Here is a 16,082-nt window from a genome sequence, read left to right as displayed (position 1 = left end):
ATCATCACTGCTCCGGAGGCCGTAAGCAGATCACTGCTTACGGCTTTTTTAGTCAGAACATGAAAGAGTAAAGGAGATGGCGTGCGGCAAGGAATGAAGGAAAAGATTATCCGGATCTGTGATTCAAAAATCGCCTCTAAGGGAAGCGATGTTGGGCTTTCGTTTTATGCTTTTTTTGCTAATAAAAATGACGATCCTGAACTGCTTATGGAAGTGGCCCACTGGTGGATTATGGAGATGAAGCTGGACCATTTTGAAAAGGCGGAAAAGATCAGAAAGCTCGTCTTAGCCCTTTAACACGCTAAAGCGGGATGGCCGGTAGCATTGCGGGATTTCATCGCTCTGACCGTAGCATAACTCCTCTGAGCCCAGTCTGCCAATGGTCGCTGCGCACGTAAGCCTGCTTCTTATCGCGTGTTGTGCAGCATCCGCTGCTTCTTTGACGTTGGCGCTAACAGCGTAATTGTTGATCCTGGTGCGGTCCGCTTTGTGCCAGAAGTTGACATTGTTATTCAGGTAGCGTGTTAATCTGTCGAGAGCAAATCCTGAGAGGTTCGAATGCTTTATAGCTGCATGAACAATACAAAATGGAATGAGATCCGCGTGGCAGTATTTAACATGGAAACTCTTCCCTTTTTAATATGTCCCGTTCGTCAGTAACCCACTTCAACTCCTTCTGGAGACGGCGGATTTCAGCCTGAGCACCTGACTGTTCTTTGTTGGCTGAAGACTCCGACCCGTACTTCTTTATCTAGACATAAAGACTGTGGGTAGTAATATCGAGACGTGTTACAACACTGGAAACAAAGTAACCACGATTAACAACCTGTTTAATTGCTTCAATTTTAAACTCTTCAGGATAACGCTTACTGCGCATATGCACTTCTGTTTAAGCTATTTTAAATGACTCCGAGGTAACTGTTATATCTGTGGCGATTCATTCTCAAGTTAAAGACGCACTTCACCTTACCGCCAGCCATTCATCATGACAACTAAGCATCAATTGCGTTGCTCCCACGACATATGCACGTCGTATCGGCAAAGTCCCATGTTAAGTCAAATTAAGAGTTGGTGCTACAACAAGCCTGCTTTCATTGATAGTGTATCCCTCTTAGAATTTGAGGTGCTGTACGATATGCTGAAAGATGCTAGCCGCAATTGGCGGTAGTGTTTAACCAGTATATACATGCCACCATTTGATGTTAGGTATCTCCATATGTCTACATTGCTTGGTTATAATGCACTCCCTATAGTTGTTATGGTCGTATAAACGTCTTAAGCTCCATTGTTTGCAGAATGCAGTGGCCAAAATCGTTTGTTAAAAATGCCGGACCTGAATGAATGGAATAATCTGCAGGATTAATTGTCACTGATATGACAGTGTTGGCGCGTTCATATCCCCTGAGAAGGTGTTCATTCAAATAAACATTTTTCCAGCCAAAAACTATGCAAAGAACAGTGTTTAATTAGCTCAACTATGGTTATAATAAATGGTGTCGTCACAGTGCATGTGGCTGCCTATACGCGGAACATTTTGAAGCTGAGAATCTCGTTTAGGTGTTTTCCACATTATCTGAGTAGGACAGGTTTAAATGAAAAGGATATGTGTAAGCAAAATACTATATTGTTATCGGTTACTGTGGAGGATAATAAATTGTCATTAGAAAGAATAAAACATACAAAGTTGTGGCTTCGCACACTAGATGATGTGAATGATGATATATACAAAGAGAAACGTGACGAGCTAAGAACAGCTTTTATCAAATTTAGAGAAAATGCAACTCATTTAGTCGCACAAATATCAGCAGTATTACCAGGGCTAACACAACATGACATAAGCCATCTTGATGCACTGTGGGAAGTTGCTGACCTAATTTGTGGCGAAAATTATCCTATTAACCCTCTTGAGGCTTTTGTATTCGGTGGCGCAGTATTATTACATGATTCAGCCTTGTGCTTTGAAGCTTTTGACGGTGGAGTCGATGGAATCAGGAAAACCGATATATGGAAAGACTCATATGCCAGCATTTTTGAGAGTATGTCCGATGTTAAAGAAGCAGAGAAAATTGCAGACTTTTCGGCACTGAGAGCTCTCCATGCGCATCAAGCAGAATTGTTGACAGAAAAAAACTGGTTAGACCCAGAAACTAATACTCCATTATATCTATTAGAAAATAACAACCTCAGGAAGCATCTCGGAAAGTTAATTGGTCAAATTGCAGCAAGCCATCATTGGTCGATTGAAGATGTTGCCAGTAAATTACCTGACCAGGTTAACGTCTTACCAGGTTTTCCACGTGAGTGGAGAATTGATCCTATAAAAATTGCTTGCATGGTCCGTTGCGCAGATGCTGCCCACATTGATAATGAAAGAGCCCCAGATTTTCTTCACGCCCTAATAAAAAGAAGAGGCATTTCATATACCCATTGGCAAGCTCAAAACAAATTAGCCTCTGTCGATCTAGACCAATCAGACAACACACACTCAACATTATTATTTACTTCAACTTATAAATTTTTAGAGAAAGAATCTGAAGCGTGGTGGGTTGTCTATGACACAATCAATATGATTGAAAAAGAAATAAGATCATCTAATGCTTTACTGGAATCAAGGCACAATGAAACTCCTCAATTTAGAGTTAAGAGAGTAAAAGGAATAGAATCTCCGGAGTTAATGTCAAAATATGTTCAGACTGATGGTTGGCACCCTTGTGCTGCCGAAATTCATGTTGGCAATCTCGAAAATCTCGTAAAATCACTAGGAGGTGAGAAACTCTATGGCGAAGGATGTGATAAGCTTGGGGTAATCCTTAGAGAGCTAATACAAAACTCACGTGATTCAATACATGCTAGAAGGGAAATCGAAAGTGGTTTTGTAGGTCAAATAACCATTCGCGTGAAGTCCGCTAACGATGAGCCTTCTTTGTATATCGAAGATAATGGAGTTGGCATGTCTTTGCGTGTGTTAACTGGGCCATTATTAGATTTTGGTACAAGCTTTTGGAAATCTTCATTGGTACAAAGTGAGTTTCCAGGCCTTCGCTCCTCTAAGTTCAAACCCGTTGGTCAATTCGGAATTGGATTCTACTCTGTCTTTATGGGGGCTGACAAAGTTAGGGTCTCCAGTAAACCATGGAATGGAGGGTTTTCAGATGTACGGCAGTTAAATTTTAATAAAGGTTTGTCTTTAAGACCTCTTCTTAAAAATACACCTCCAGATGATTTCAACTCAAACATCTCCACCCAAATAAAATTAAATCTAAAGAAAGAAATATTAAATAACACGAGCAACGTTATAATAAAGCGCAGCCAATTAGGGGCTAAAAATATTGAAATAACTGTTGCGGAATACATTTCATCGATATGCGCCGCACTTGATGTGTCAGTTTTCTTCTCATTGAATGATGAGGATCTAGTAGAAATCCATAAGGACATAACAAAAGAAACAAATTATATCAGTTGGTTAAAGGAAATCTCTTATGCAGCTCATCAACCACCTCATATTTCAGATTATATAGATAAAAACATTCACAGGTTAAGGCCAATTATTGAAAATGGACAATGGCATGGTTTAGCGGCAATTTCCACATCGCGTTCTTTAGAACATGATTTTCTAAGCCTAAGTACTATTGGTGGTCTCTGTGGTAGTATCCATAGTCGAAGTGGAGAGTATTATATAGGTTACATCGACTACTTGCCTAAATCAGCAAAAAGAGATGGTAATAGATATTCTGCATCTGATGATGCTATAAAATCATGGGCTTCTGAACAAGTAAGTATATTGGAAAATGATGGGATGGCGCCATTAGAAAGATCCATGCTAGCATATAATCTTTGTCATTTCGGCGTTGACCCAATTAATGTGGCAAATGTTACAGTCATTCAAAACAACGAATTCAAGATATTATCTTTCGAACAATTAGCCGATATCTCATTAAAAGAAGAAATTATATTTATTAAGTCGCAATATATGGAGCATATTGATCTTCACAGTCAAATAGAATCAGTGCCGGGTAAAACCCTCATAAAAGCGTTAAAAAATTCAAATTTCCTTTCCCTAGAAATGGAGCAAGGAACTCCCGTAAATAATTACAGCATTCTTGACTGCCTATATCGAGAAATTATTAAGCGTGGATACACTCCAGGTTTCTCCATTCAAAAAGATATAGGACGTTCCTTGTTAGGTTCAAATGACGGGTTAATAGTCAAGTCAATAATTAATTGAGACAAAAGTTAAACATCACTTAAAGGAGAAGAGATATTCTTCTCCTTTATCAATATAGATGAAACATCACATAAAAATAAACAACACAATTCAGGCGAAAAAACTCATTTATTATAATATTTATGACACCCATCCACAATGTGTACGCATGCAATAATAAATCACCCTAATACCATGTAACACTGATGTATATTATGATGATATTATAGAAGCCAATTTTTTATTATCTACAAGCATCTATAACGCTTACATTATAGATGCCTGCCACCACAGTTAAATTTAAATAATTTTCTTAGTATTTATCCAACACCCAAAAAATTCACAACGTTATTATCCAATTGACGTTGATAGTTTTTAATCCTGTCTTCCAAAATCTAAAGCGCCCTGTGCTTTTCGGTCAGGTAGGCATAACGGCCCTAGTAATAGTGACAATGACAAACAGTTAAAAACATGCCAATTTTATGACTCATAATGGCCAGGTCTCCAGTTCGAACCCGGCATGGGCCACCATCTCAATCAAGCCGAAGAAGTGTCCTCCCTTCTTGCGGCAGCTTGTATTCTCTTCCGACAAAACAAACGCCAAATATGCCGTACCAACCACACAATGAAAGCAAGAAGTGGCGCATAAACCAATTTGCTTACTATTTCAGATTTGAGCACTTCAGAAATTATGGGGCCAAAGTAACGACTGACCTTGCTCCACGTGCCTTCAGTAATAATGACCTCATATTCATTGGTGATTGAAGCGTTTGGCTGGTCATTTGGTAGAATAGTGTTAATTAGAATGGTAATAGTGTGTGCACCCGTTTTGTCTGGAGTGATTCTCCATGTCCATAGTGTCGAGTAGTCTTTATAAACCGGCTGTATACCCTATCTCTGTTTCCAATACCAGGAGGCGTCTCGTGGGGATATTTCGATATAGCATTTTTCCCTATCTCAATGAAATCCAGCATTTCCTCCGCAGTTCCATTTCCACGAATTATGCTACTAAGCGTTGAGCCTGGAATAGCTAATACTTCTAGCTTGGAATTATCAACCATATAATCGGGGGCAAGGCTCTTTCGATAGCTATTTATTCCACAAAATACTGAAAATATGAGAGTTATCACTAGGGCAACCTTGGTGATAAACGAGTAACGCATACTCATAAGAATCTCCGGATGGAGGCAACCTAACCATAAAATTAGTACAAATTTTGATAGTACAAAAAATGGTTTTTCATTACCCTTCCGTTCTGATATTCCGCTGGTGGCTTATGAAAACATTACTAACACCGGGGAGTACTAATCAGCAGGGAGCAGGTCATGCAAACGTCCGCTCTTCGCTCATAGCAGACCTAACGTTACCTCCCTCAACTTCCCCACCAACGCCCCCCGCCACAAAACCTGGTAGCTATACAAACACGCCAGCCTGTTATGTTAATACGCGTTCCCCCCCATCAACGAGGAATCACGCATGACTCCACATCCGCTACGCCAGATCATCGAATCCTGTGACCACGCCATCACCACTAAAAACTATGATGCCCTGATGGAGTACTACGCCGAAGATGCGGCTCTGGTGGTCAAGCCCGGCATGACGGTTAAAGGCAAAGAAAACATCCGCAGCGCGTTTATTGCCATCTCTGACTATTTTCAAGATCAGCTGAGCGTCGAACAAGGGGAGATGCAGGTAATCGAAGGGGGTGATAATGCCCTCGTTATCATGGAAACCGTTCTGCGTTTTCCTGATGGTCAGGGTGGGATAACGGAAATGTCGCGCCGCGCGACCTATGTTTTTCGGCAAGAAAGCGACGGTCGCTGGCTTTGTACCATCGACAACTCCTACGGTACGTCACTTCTGGATACCGTGAACTGAACACGTTAATCACCGCTTCAAAGGGGCGCTGTCGCCCCTTCACGCCCGCGCACTTAATGTGCAGTGATGCGCGGCTCCCTCACAAACTCAGCCAGCAGCCACACCATATCGTGCAGCAGGCCCGTCAGCTCTTTCGCTACGTGAGCGGGCAGCGTTCCACCCATAACCGCTTGCGTCAGCGCCAGAACATAGTCCACCTGAGTCAGGGTGTCCTGCCAGCAGTCCGGCACGCAGGAGTTCAGTTTCTCACCCATGATCAATTGCGCGATCAGGTCAGGCGGCAGATCGACATCGCAGAGTTCTCTCAGCTTACGCAGGGCGTGCAGCAGACGCTCGCAAAGCGCAGTAAACATCTTTGCATCCTCGATTTCGACCAGCACGCTTACCAGCGCGGCGCAGTTGTCGGCGACGACAAACAGATCGGCATCAGCCGGAAGCGGCCGGGAGATAAGTTGCAGAATGACGTTTTCGTCAGACGGGAGATGAGTCAGGGTTGGAATAGTAGCCATACAAGGCATCCTTCTATATGCAGTTCATTTAACCACCCAATGAGTTCCTACGCTCGGGGGGTAGCGCTGACAGAGGTAGGAATACCGCCCATATAGAAAAACGGCCAGCCTTGCGGCTGCTCCGCCAGCGCCACCGCAATTGTAGCGGGATCGGCGCTGCCGCGACATACGAAATGTCACTATATGGTAGATGCGGGTTCCTACGCCCGGTTGCGGATGTGCCGCAACGCAGGCACTTTACGACCCCGATCGGTTGAAGAAAAGACATAACCCTGAATTTCACGCGGTTAATTTGCGGTTTGCGAGGCGCCTTCCAGAATGACAACGTGGCCCTAAATTTTAAGCGTATCAATCACCGCTCTCAGCGCGGGCGACACGTTACGGTGCGGATAATAGAGGTACAGCCCGTCCATGCGTAGGCTGTAGCGCTGCAGCACCCGGATCAGCGTTCCGCGCTCCAGATCGTCAGCCACCAGCTCCACCGGGACATAGGCCAGCCCAAGCCCCAGCCGGGCGGCTTCGGCTTCCATGTAGCTGTCAGACAGCGCCCATTGCCCCTCTGGCCGATGGGTGATTTTTTTCCCGTCCTGCACCAGCTCCCACTGATAGTCACTACCGTCGGCAAGCTGGTAGGCAATGCAGGGGTGCGCCACTAAATCCGCAGGCGTCTGGGGAAAACCGTAGCGTCTGAAGTGTTCCGGGGCAGCCACTGCGGCCATTTCCATATCAGGCGTGATGCGTACGGCAATCATTCCCTGTCCCACTTCCGGCCCCAGTCTGACGCCCGCATCGAACCGCTCGGCGATAATGTCGACGAAGCGGCTTTCATTCATCAGCTCCAGCCTGATGTCCGGGTAACGCTGTTTAAAAATGGCGAGCTTTGGCAGCAGACATTTGTCGATAGCATGCTGGCTGGCATTAATGCGCACCGTACCGGACGGCGTCTGACGATAGTGCGCCAGGGTCGCCAGGCCCGTATCGAGCGTATCGAACGCGGACTCGGCGGTCCGGTAAAGCTGTTCCCCCGCGTGGGTTAGCGACAGCTTGCGCGTGGTGCGGACCAGAAGCTGAACGCCCAACCGCTCCTCCAGCTCGCGAACCGAGCGGCTGATCCCGGATTGCGCCAGCCCTAGCCGCTGCGCAGCCCCCGTGAAGCTCCCCTCCCGTACCACCTGCATAAACAGGTACAGCTCATTATAGTTTTCCCGCTTCGCCATCACGCCCCCTATTTATAACAATATGATATGAATCCTAGCAGATTCCGGCCTCTAATCAGCACTATTTCTGCTAACTATAATGACCGCAACACAACACCACAGGGTCCATTTTCATGAAAACATTCACCCAAAAACTGTCCGTTGCGATGCTGCCATGTGCATCCTTAAGTGGAGTGACAACAATGAGTTATGCAGAAACCACTAACCCAAACGCACCCGTTTCGATGGTGACTACATGGGATAAAACCTTCGCTGAAAGTGACAAAGTCGATCACCGCAAGGTGACCTTCCAGAACCGGTACGGGATCACCCTGGTGGGCGATCTGTATCTTCCTAAAAACCGCGGCGACCGCAGGCTGGCGGCGATTGCGGTCAGCGGGCCGTTTGGCGCGGTCAAAGAGCAGTCCAGCGGACTGTACGCGCAGACCCTGGCGGAAAATGGGTTTGTCACCCTGGCGTTCGATCCATCCTATACGGGCGAAAGCGGCGGCCAGCCGCGCAACGTCGCGTCTCCGGATATCAACACCGAAGACTTTAGCGCGGCGGTGGATTTCCTGGGATTACAGAAAGAGGTTGATCGTAACCGCATCGGTATTCTCGGCATCTGCGGCTGGGGCGGTATGGCGCTGAATGCGGCCTCCATGGACACCCGCGTGAAAGCGGTCGCCACCAGCGTGATGTACGACATGAGCCGGGCAATGGGCCACGGCGTGGGCGACGGGAAAGATCGCTATTCAACGTCTGACCGCCGCGCCGTTCTGCAGTATCTCAACGCACAGCGCTGGAAAGATGCAGAGAACGGTACCTTCGCGCACGGCGGCCATGACATTTATGTCGATGAGAACGGCAAGGTGACGGCGGCGGAACGTATTCTGCCAGAGGCGCTGCCAGCAGACCCGAACCCGGTACTGAAGGAGTTCTATGACTACTACCGCATGCCGCGCGGCTTCCATGTGCGTTCCGTCAACTCCACCGGCGCATGGACCGCGACCACGCCATTATCCTTTATGAATATGCCGCTGCTGAGCTACGCCGGGGAAATTACTATCCCGACGCTTATCGTCACCGGTGAAAAGGCACACTCCCGCTACTTTGCAGAAGATGCGTTTAAAGCGGTCGGCAGCAAGCAGAAGGAACTGGTGATTGTTCCGGGCGCAAACCATGTCGCTCTCTACGACAATGCTGCCGGGAAAATCCCGTTCGGCCAGTTTGAACAGTTCTTCAAAACCAACCTGAAATAAACCTCTCCGCCGCCCGTGTTTTGCGGGCGGCCCTCGTGAAAGATGACTATGTCCACTCTGAACCCTACCACCTCACAGAATGAGGAACGCGCGCACTGGGGCGGTATTTTTGCCATGACCCTCTGCGTATTCGTCCTGATTGCCTCGGAATTCATGCCCGTCAGCCTGCTTACCCCTCTTGCCAGAGATTTGGGGGTTACGGAGGGGCTCGCTGGCCAGGGGATCGCGATTTCCGGCGCGCTGGCGGTTCTGACCAGCCTCTTCCTTTCCCGGCTTGCCGGGAATATGAACCGCAAACACCTTCTGCTGGGCATGACGCTCCTGATGGCGCTCTCGGGGATGATTATCGCTTTCGCGCCAAATTATCTGGTTTACATGACAGGCCGGGCGCTAATCGGTATCACCATCGGCGGGTTCTGGTCCATGTCTGCCGCAACGGCCATTCGCCTTGTTCCGCAGCATCAGGTCTCTCGCGCGCTGGCGATATTCAACGGGGGGAACGCGCTGGCGACGGTAGTCGCCGCCCCGCTCGGAAGCTATCTCGGCGCCACCGTTGGCTGGCGCGGCGCCTTCCTGTGCCTGGTTCCCGTGGCGATAGTGGCATTCCTCTGGCAACGTTTTAGCCTGCCCGATATGAACGGCAATAAAAATACGGCGTCACGCGCATCCGTCTTTCGGCTATTCCGCCAACGGGTGGTTTCCATCGGTCTGCTGGGCTGCGGCCTGTTCTTTATGGGACAGTTTGCGCTGTTTACCTATGTGCGGCCGTTTCTCGAAACCGTCACGCAGGTCACCCCCTCCGGCTTATCGCTGATTTTACTCACCATCGGCGTCGCGGGTTTTGTTGGCACACTGCTCGTTGCTCTGGTCCTGAACGCCGCATTTTACCTGACGTTAATCGCCATTCCCCTGCTGATGGCCATCATAGCAGGCGTGTTGATACTGACCGGTCACAGCGTGTGGATCGTTGCCCTGCTGTTAGGCTTCTGGGGCATGCTGGCAACGGCGGCGCCAACGGGATGGTGGACATGGATTGCGCGAACGCTGCCGGAAGATGCTGAAGCCGGTGGCGGGTTAATGGTCGCCGTGATCCAGCTTTCTATAGCGCTGGGTTCAACGGCCGGTGGCCTGGTATTCGACCATCTCGGCTGGCAGAGCACGTTTGCAATGAGCGGAATATTGCTCCTGGGCGCGGTTGTGTTGACGTTTATCACATCGCGTCAAAAATGAGCAATACGATGTTTTGACCGAAAATAGAGTGATATGATTTTTTAATGTATATATTAGCCTGCCGTTAATTTAATGATCCATCCCGGGCTAGAATTAACATTATTGATAGCAGGCTATTCATATAAAAGATGAATTAATTTCACTAGGTTCATAATTAATGTTTACATGATCACTTTCAATGTCCAATTTGAAATAAATCTATTTACTCGCTGTATGATTAAAATCAAACAACAAACATAAATATTATAATAATCGAATATCACAGTGCCTTATCATATTCACGATAACAATCCTGTTATCTCTCGTTCTATGATAAGGATTACAGATGAAAGCATTGCCAAAAGTCGTAAAAGGCTCTGTCAACGAACTTTCAGGTAAAAGTATCGTACCTGTCGTTGCGGGTATTGTTGCTGGGGTGATAGCGGGTGCGAGCGCCCCAGCGTTCGCCAGCAGCAGTACACCAACAATTGCACCAACGCAGTCCAGGGTTGCCACCAGCAACAGCGTACAGCAACCTGGTACGTCTGTTTTACTGGCTAAGCCCTCTCTGGATGGACAAGCATTCGCGGCACATTACAGCCACTCAAGTCATGCAAGCCATTCCAGCCATTATTCCTGCACACCTGGCTCTACGTGCTAACACTCAAGGCCAGCTGCAGGCTGGCCATTCTGGAAGGAGAAGCTCATGGATCACCTAAAACATGGAAAGAATGAATTAGGGGAATATTTTTTGTTGCCCCTAAACAAAACACTCTATAGCCGTGAAGCTATAATGAAAACATGCTACGCGTTTACTGATGATTTCTTCATTCATGCCGTCAAATCAGAAAATGAAGATGTCGGTATCTATATCTACAAAAAAAACGAAAGCGATAGTGATATCAATACCGTAGCAAAGCACTTTTTACATTTGCTTCATGAAAACCAGATGCGTCAAATTATTCATGATGAAACGTCAATCTTACATGAAGAGATCGTCAGGAAAGCATTCTCTCCGGCTGCCGTGTTTGTTGAAAATCGGGTACAGGCTGACACTCAAAATATTCTAAAATCGGTAGTATAAGACGATGATAATCAAGCTTGATCCACATTTTTATACTCAAAGCGCCGTAGAGAATGTAGCCCAACAATTCAACGATTATTTGAGTGTAGAGTTTACCATTAAAGAGGCGTTCTGTCTGAGGATGAATATCAATGAAGCATATCTCTCAGATGCACCTCTCATTATCAATACCTTCTTGACTAACATCCTTGATCTCAGCATACAGGACATCATGCACAATGAGCGTTAGATTTAAATCCCCCGCTGAGTTTGCTTCTCAGTCATATCAACTCCTCCCATTCAGATTCAGCCAACTGGATAATGGAAACTATTTCCTTTCGACTGATTATGGCGAGTGGATGTGTATTAGCCCTTCACAACTCACTACGCTCATCAATAAGGAGAAGATTGAAGATGAAGCGCTTTGGTATGAACTGAAAGCCAAACACATAGTCAGTGACGGCATCGATGACAACCAGATCGCATTACTCTCCTCACGATACAGAACAAAGAAATCATTTCTGGAAAACTTTTCTCAGCTCCATATTTTTGTCCTCACCGTTCGTTGCAACAACTCCTGCGTCTATTGTCAGGCCTCTCGTAAGAGCTGCCAGTCCGATCAATCTCGTTATGATATGAGTCCGGAGACGCTTGAAAAGAGTATTGATTTATTCTTATCTATGCCTTCGGACAAGCTTACGCTTGAATTTCAGGGTGGAGAGTCCACGCTGAATATGGGCCTCATCCGTCAGGCCGTCGCAGTAGTCAACAGGAAAAATATCCGGAAAGATATCCAATTCGTGGTTTGCACAAATTTGTGCGAGTTAAATGACGAAGATCTCGACTTTCTGCTAGAACATAACTTTTCAATCAGCACATCGCTTGATGGTCCCCAGGCGTTGCACGATGCTAACCGTAAATACGCAAAATCAGGTGCATGGAGTGCACTCATTTCTACGCTTAATAAACTCAAACAGCGTAATGCATTTGACAGAGTTAGCGCACTGATGACAACGACCCGGCAGAGTCTTGATATGGCTGAAGAGATTATAAATGAATATGTAAACCAGGGATTTCGCAGTATTTTCATCCGCGAACTTAATCCTTATGGTTTCGCACAAAAATACTTTCATAAAATCGGGTATACCACGGAACAGTTTCTGGCGTTTTATGAGCAGAGTCTCGATTACATCATTCGCATTAATCACGATGGAATTGTATTTCGCGAATCCTATGCTGCATTGATCATGAAAAAGCTCATGACGCCTTGGGCAACGGGCTTTGTGGATCTTCAGTCCCCCTGCGGATCGGGTTTTGGGGTCACACTGTATAACTATGATGGAAACATCTACCCAAGCGATGAAAGTCGAATGATGGCAGAAACAGGCGATCGGCATTTTAAAATGGGTAATGTTTTTGAGAATAGCCCAGAAGAACTTTTCTTCGGCTCAGCTATGCAAGAACTTGCCTCTGCAGGAGTCAATGACTGCCTGCCCGTCTGTTCTGACTGTGCGTTTGCACCCTACTGCGGCGCAGACCCTATACGCCGCTATCAGGTAACAGGTTCAGTTTATGGTCATCCGGGTAAAGACGATTTCTGTTTAAAAAACAAAGGTATTATTTCAATGGTTATTAAACGATTTGTTGAAGGCGATCGCGAAACCCGTCGTGTTCTGATGCAATGGGGAATGAAATGAAAACACGATGCACTGACGATACGCTTTTTCTTTCTACTCAGGCAGAAAGCATCTGGCACCTGAAGGCAGCGCTATTTGGTAAAATCGCTGTCGAATTAATTGAAATCGCAGCGGATAGCATTGTCTTTCTGACCTCGGGAAACTCGATACCACTGTCAGCTTTGCCCCCTGTACGCGCAATCATTTGTACAAAGAACAATCCGAACATTGAAGCCTTAATCTCACAGGTGGAGACACCGATTATCGTCGTTTCAGAAGAAACTGTATTCAGTGAAGGCGATATAATAACCATCAGCGAGCGGGGGCGGATCCATCGCTTATTTCGTGCACGCTCTCAGAACAATGCATTCCTGGTGACTGAAGTTTGCAACAACCTCTGTGTAATGTGCCCGCAGCCTCCTAAGCCGGAATCAGCGATTAACCAGTGTGATACTGAGCAACGGATCCTAAAAACTCTTGCCCTGATTGATGACAAGCACTTTCCGGAAGCACTCTGTATTACGGGTGGCGAACCGACAATGTTAAACGAAGGACTGCTTCATATTATTGAGGCGATTTCAGAAAGGAACCAACAGACGTTAATACACTTGCTGACGAATGGCCGCTACTTAAGCCAGGAGGACTACACGGCGCGTCTGGCACAGAAAAGTAATCATCATTTGCTCGCCGGCATCCCCCTCTTTGGTCATGTTTCAGAGATTCATGACTATGTTGTTCAATGCGCAGGGGCTTTTGATCAAACAATGGCCGGTTTGTTAAATTGCTACAAACACGGGATTGACATTGAACTGCGCGTTGTACTGAACAAAGTAACGGTAAAATATTTAACTGCGCTGGCAGAATTTATTTCCCGAAATCTTTTTTTCGTTAAGCATGTAGCGCTTATGGGCATGGAGAACATGGGATATGCAAAACTGAACCGGGAAGCCGTATTTATCGATCCCTGGGAGTACAAAGATACGCTATCCGCCACAATCGAGATTTTTCAGTTATATGGCATAGATGTAAGGGTCTTTAACCTTCCTTTATGCATTGTTAATGAAGACACTCGAGACTATTGCAAACAGAGTATCAGCGACTTTAAGAATAGCTGGAGCCCTGTTTGCGCCTCCTGTGTGAAACGCGTCACATGCTGCGGTTTCTTCAGTTCATCGACGGATAAATTTTGGTTATCCAACCGTATCAGTCCTTTTGTTACAGACCAGGAGAGAAAACACCCGAGTTTTGGAGGTTAAAGTCTGTTCAATCTGGTGTATCGTTTTGATCGTTTATTCCCCTAAAGGACACCAGCACTATGCTCAAGATCCTCGGTAAAACCACCTCCATCAACGTGCGTAAAGTGCTCTGGACCTGCGAAGAAGCAGGCCTCGCGTATCAACAGGAAGATTACGGCAGCGGTTTTGCCTCAACGGAAACGGATGCCTTCCGTGCCCTGAACCCCAACGCCATGGTGCCGGTGCTGATGGATGACGATTTCGTGCTGTGGGAGTCCAACGCCATCTGCCGCTATCTGGCGCGTAAGGCCGAACGTCACGATCTGCTGCCCGCAGAACCGCAGGCCTGCGCCAACGTTGAGCGCTGGATGGACTGGCAGGCAACCGAATTCAATAACGCCTGGCGCTATGTCTTCCCGGCGCTGGGGCGTAAAAACCCGGACTTCAACGACCCTGAGCGCATTGCGGCGGGAATAAAAGAGTGGAACCACTGCATCACCATTCTGGAAAACCAGCTGCAGCGCACCGGGGCCTTTGCTGCGGGCGAGACGTTTACTCTTGCGGACGTGGTGCTTGGGCTGTCGGTGAATCGCTGGAAGATGACGCCGTTTAATAAACCCGACGTGCCGGCGATTGAGGCCTGGTTTGAACGTCTTAACCAGCGCCCTGCTTTTTTGCGTCACGGCAATAACGGCATGATGTGAAGTATTTACACCCCCATGTTGAGCAAGGCTATTTTATTTAATTACTAAACCCTGAGAGTCGCCAGAGGGAATAATAATTAAGCCATATCCTGGACAGCCCGTTGCACCGCTTTGCTAGCCTGACTGTTCAGGCAAAGCTCATCCTGGAGGTATTCTTGCTGATTAGACTCAAGAAAGAACGAACGCATAAGGAGGATCGCCGGCTTGCTCTCTGGCTGGCGACCTCGGCAGGTTTGCTAAACGCCATCGCCCTCGGGGCATTTGGCTTTTTCCCCTCACACATGACCGGCAACACCTCACAGTTATCCAGCGAAGTCTCCTCCACCGACTTGAGCGATATTATTTTCTTCGGCTCGATTATTCTCTCCTTTGTCGCAGGCGCTATTCTTGCCCGCATGATTGTAATATGGGGCATTATCCATAACCTCAGGCTGATTTTTTGCCAGATCCTGTTTGTTGAGGGGATATTGCTGACCGGCGTCGCCTTCTATGAGATGTATTTTCATGCCCTCACCAGCAATCGTGAGATTATTCTTTTTCTGTGCGGCCTGATGGGCATTCACAATTCCACCTCCACGCAGCTTTCCGGCGGACGGGTGAGATCGACGCACATTACCGGCACGCTGACGGACGCGGGGATATCCCTGGCCTCTGTACTGGTGGCGATGCTGCGCAGGGATTACTCCAAGGATACGGCGGCGCAAAAAAGCCAGCTGAAAACCCATTTAACCACCCTGTTCTCGTTTATTACGGGCGGTATCGCGGGGCTGCTGCTGTTCAGATGGATCGGATTTAACGCCATGCTGGCGCTCGGGTTGATGCTCGCCGTGGTCGCTATCGTTTCAATTATCACCGTCTCGACGCGGGTTCGACGGGTTCGTGCCTCTTTATAAGATAACGGCCGATATTCGGCGTAAGAGCCCTCCAGATGTGACGTTGTCACATCTGGAAAATCGCTTTAGGACTATTCTGCCTGCCCCTCTATCAGCCCTTACGCCATAAGGCTTAACCCGAGGTTGTCACTGTTTTCATAGGGTTACTGATTTTACCCCTTCGCTGGAACCCTTCCCAAACGCTTGCTATAGGTGAAATACCCCTGCCGAAACATGGCATAACAACAGGCAACCGGTGGTTGCTATAACGCAT

At 47.1% G+C, this 16,082-nt stretch carries 14 protein-coding genes and 1 pseudogene; 11 read left to right on the top strand and 4 right to left on the bottom strand.

Annotated features, from left to right (window positions below; translation table 11 throughout):
* Window positions 1–81: 81 nt before the first annotated feature.
* A complete protein-coding gene (locus L370_RS05300) occupies window positions 82–297 on the top strand; it encodes a DUF6500 family protein (protein WP_023335526.1) in 216 nt (71 codons plus the stop codon).
* Between the two features lie 334 nt (window positions 298–631).
* On the opposite strand, the pseudogene L370_RS22955 reads toward L370_RS05300, so the two are convergent.
* Window positions 632–877 (bottom strand): annotated as a pseudogene (locus L370_RS22955) (transposase); the annotation flags it as partial.
* Window positions 878–1,603: 726 nt separating this feature from the next.
* On the opposite strand from L370_RS22955, the gene L370_RS05305 reads away from it, so the two are divergent.
* Window positions 1,604–4,225 (top strand): HD domain-containing protein, encoded by a 2,622-nt coding sequence (locus L370_RS05305; RefSeq protein ID WP_219811099.1) that lies wholly within the window; start codon window positions 1,604–1,606, stop codon window positions 4,223–4,225.
* Window positions 4,226–5,004: 779 nt separating this feature from the next.
* Here the strand turns inward: L370_RS05305 and L370_RS23485 are convergent.
* On the bottom strand, window positions 5,005–5,373 hold the full coding sequence (locus L370_RS23485) for a hypothetical protein (protein WP_155858049.1): 369 nt from the start codon (window positions 5,371–5,373) through the stop codon (window positions 5,005–5,007).
* A gap of 307 nt (window positions 5,374–5,680) precedes the next feature.
* On the opposite strand from L370_RS23485, the gene L370_RS05310 reads away from it, so the two are divergent.
* Complete coding sequence (locus tag L370_RS05310; protein ID WP_023335524.1) at window positions 5,681–6,082, top strand: YybH family protein; 402 nt, start codon at window positions 5,681–5,683, stop codon at window positions 6,080–6,082.
* 53 nt (window positions 6,083–6,135) lie between these two features.
* On the opposite strand, the gene L370_RS05315 is transcribed toward L370_RS05310, so the two are convergent.
* Entirely contained in the window at window positions 6,136–6,591 is a 456-nt protein-coding gene (locus L370_RS05315; protein ID WP_023335523.1) for a hypothetical protein, read from the bottom strand.
* A 332-nt stretch (window positions 6,592–6,923) separates the two neighbouring features.
* Entirely contained in the window at window positions 6,924–7,808 is an 885-nt protein-coding gene (locus L370_RS05320) for a LysR family transcriptional regulator (RefSeq protein WP_023335522.1), read from the bottom strand.
* 113 nt (window positions 7,809–7,921) lie between these two features.
* Between L370_RS05320 and L370_RS05325 the strand changes: the two genes are divergently transcribed.
* From L370_RS05325 to L370_RS05355, 8 genes are all read left to right on the top strand, one after another.
* The gene (locus tag L370_RS05325) at window positions 7,922–9,049 is read left to right on the top strand and encodes an alpha/beta hydrolase (RefSeq protein ID WP_032666602.1); all 1,128 of its coding nucleotides are present in this window, start codon (window positions 7,922–7,924) and stop codon (window positions 9,047–9,049) included.
* Window positions 9,050–9,097: 48 nt separating this feature from the next.
* Window positions 9,098–10,279, top strand: a complete 1,182-nt coding sequence (locus L370_RS05330) for an MFS transporter (RefSeq protein ID WP_032666601.1) — start codon at window positions 9,098–9,100, stop codon at window positions 10,277–10,279.
* 325 nt (window positions 10,280–10,604) lie between these two features.
* Window positions 10,605–10,919, top strand: a complete 315-nt coding sequence (locus L370_RS23480; RefSeq protein WP_155858047.1) for a hypothetical protein — start codon at window positions 10,605–10,607, stop codon at window positions 10,917–10,919.
* 45 nt (window positions 10,920–10,964) lie between these two features.
* The gene (hxsD, locus tag L370_RS05335; protein ID WP_023335519.1) at window positions 10,965–11,342 is read left to right on the top strand and encodes a His-Xaa-Ser system protein HxsD; all 378 of its coding nucleotides are present in this window, start codon (window positions 10,965–10,967) and stop codon (window positions 11,340–11,342) included.
* 218 nt (window positions 11,343–11,560) lie between these two features.
* Window positions 11,561–13,018: a His-Xaa-Ser system radical SAM maturase HxsB gene (gene hxsB, locus L370_RS05345; protein WP_023335517.1), complete on the top strand. Its 1,458-nt coding sequence runs from the start codon at window positions 11,561–11,563 to the stop codon at window positions 13,016–13,018.
* On the top strand, window positions 13,015–14,253 hold the full coding sequence (gene hxsC, locus L370_RS0122105; protein WP_023335516.1) for a His-Xaa-Ser system radical SAM maturase HxsC: 1,239 nt from the start codon (window positions 13,015–13,017) through the stop codon (window positions 14,251–14,253). Before hxsB ends, hxsC begins: the two co-directional genes overlap by 4 nt.
* A gap of 59 nt (window positions 14,254–14,312) precedes the next feature.
* Entirely contained in the window at window positions 14,313–14,936 is a 624-nt protein-coding gene (locus L370_RS05350) for a glutathione S-transferase family protein (protein ID WP_023335515.1), read from the top strand.
* A 155-nt stretch (window positions 14,937–15,091) separates the two neighbouring features.
* The gene (locus L370_RS05355; protein ID WP_023335514.1) at window positions 15,092–15,829 is read left to right on the top strand and encodes a YoaK family protein; all 738 of its coding nucleotides are present in this window, start codon (window positions 15,092–15,094) and stop codon (window positions 15,827–15,829) included.
* The last annotated feature ends 253 nt before the right edge of the window (window positions 15,830–16,082 follow it).

It is taken from the genome of Enterobacter sp. MGH 24 (assembly GCF_000493015.1).
GTDB lineage: Bacteria > Pseudomonadota > Gammaproteobacteria > Enterobacterales > Enterobacteriaceae > Enterobacter.
This window is presented reverse-complemented; position numbering and strand designations above follow the sequence as displayed.

What these genes read in the sequence shown, in the direction of transcription:
- L370_RS05320 (WP_023335522.1), bottom strand. Translation starts at nt 7,808, where the DNA reads ATGGCGAAGCGGGAAAACTATAATGAGCTGTACCTGTTTATGCAGGTG.
- hxsD (WP_023335519.1), top strand. Translation starts at nt 10,965, where the DNA reads ATGGATCACCTAAAACATGGAAAGAATGAATTAGGGGAATATTTTTTG.
- L370_RS05310 (WP_023335524.1), top strand. Translation starts at nt 5,681, where the DNA reads ATGACTCCACATCCGCTACGCCAGATCATCGAATCCTGTGACCACGCC.
- L370_RS05315 (WP_023335523.1), bottom strand. Translation starts at nt 6,591, where the DNA reads ATGGCTACTATTCCAACCCTGACTCATCTCCCGTCTGACGAAAACGTC.
- L370_RS05330 (WP_032666601.1), top strand. Translation starts at nt 9,098, where the DNA reads ATGTCCACTCTGAACCCTACCACCTCACAGAATGAGGAACGCGCGCAC.
- L370_RS05305 (WP_219811099.1), top strand. Translation starts at nt 1,604, where the DNA reads ATGTGTAAGCAAAATACTATATTGTTATCGGTTACTGTGGAGGATAAT.
- hxsC (WP_023335516.1), top strand. Translation starts at nt 13,015, where the DNA reads ATGAAAACACGATGCACTGACGATACGCTTTTTCTTTCTACTCAGGCA.
- hxsB (WP_023335517.1), top strand. Translation starts at nt 11,561, where the DNA reads ATGAGCGTTAGATTTAAATCCCCCGCTGAGTTTGCTTCTCAGTCATAT.
- L370_RS05350 (WP_023335515.1), top strand. Translation starts at nt 14,313, where the DNA reads ATGCTCAAGATCCTCGGTAAAACCACCTCCATCAACGTGCGTAAAGTG.
- L370_RS23485 (WP_155858049.1), bottom strand. Translation starts at nt 5,373, where the DNA reads ATGAGTATGCGTTACTCGTTTATCACCAAGGTTGCCCTAGTGATAACT.
- L370_RS23480 (WP_155858047.1), top strand. Translation starts at nt 10,605, where the DNA reads ATGAAAGCATTGCCAAAAGTCGTAAAAGGCTCTGTCAACGAACTTTCA.
- L370_RS05325 (WP_032666602.1), top strand. Translation starts at nt 7,922, where the DNA reads ATGAAAACATTCACCCAAAAACTGTCCGTTGCGATGCTGCCATGTGCA.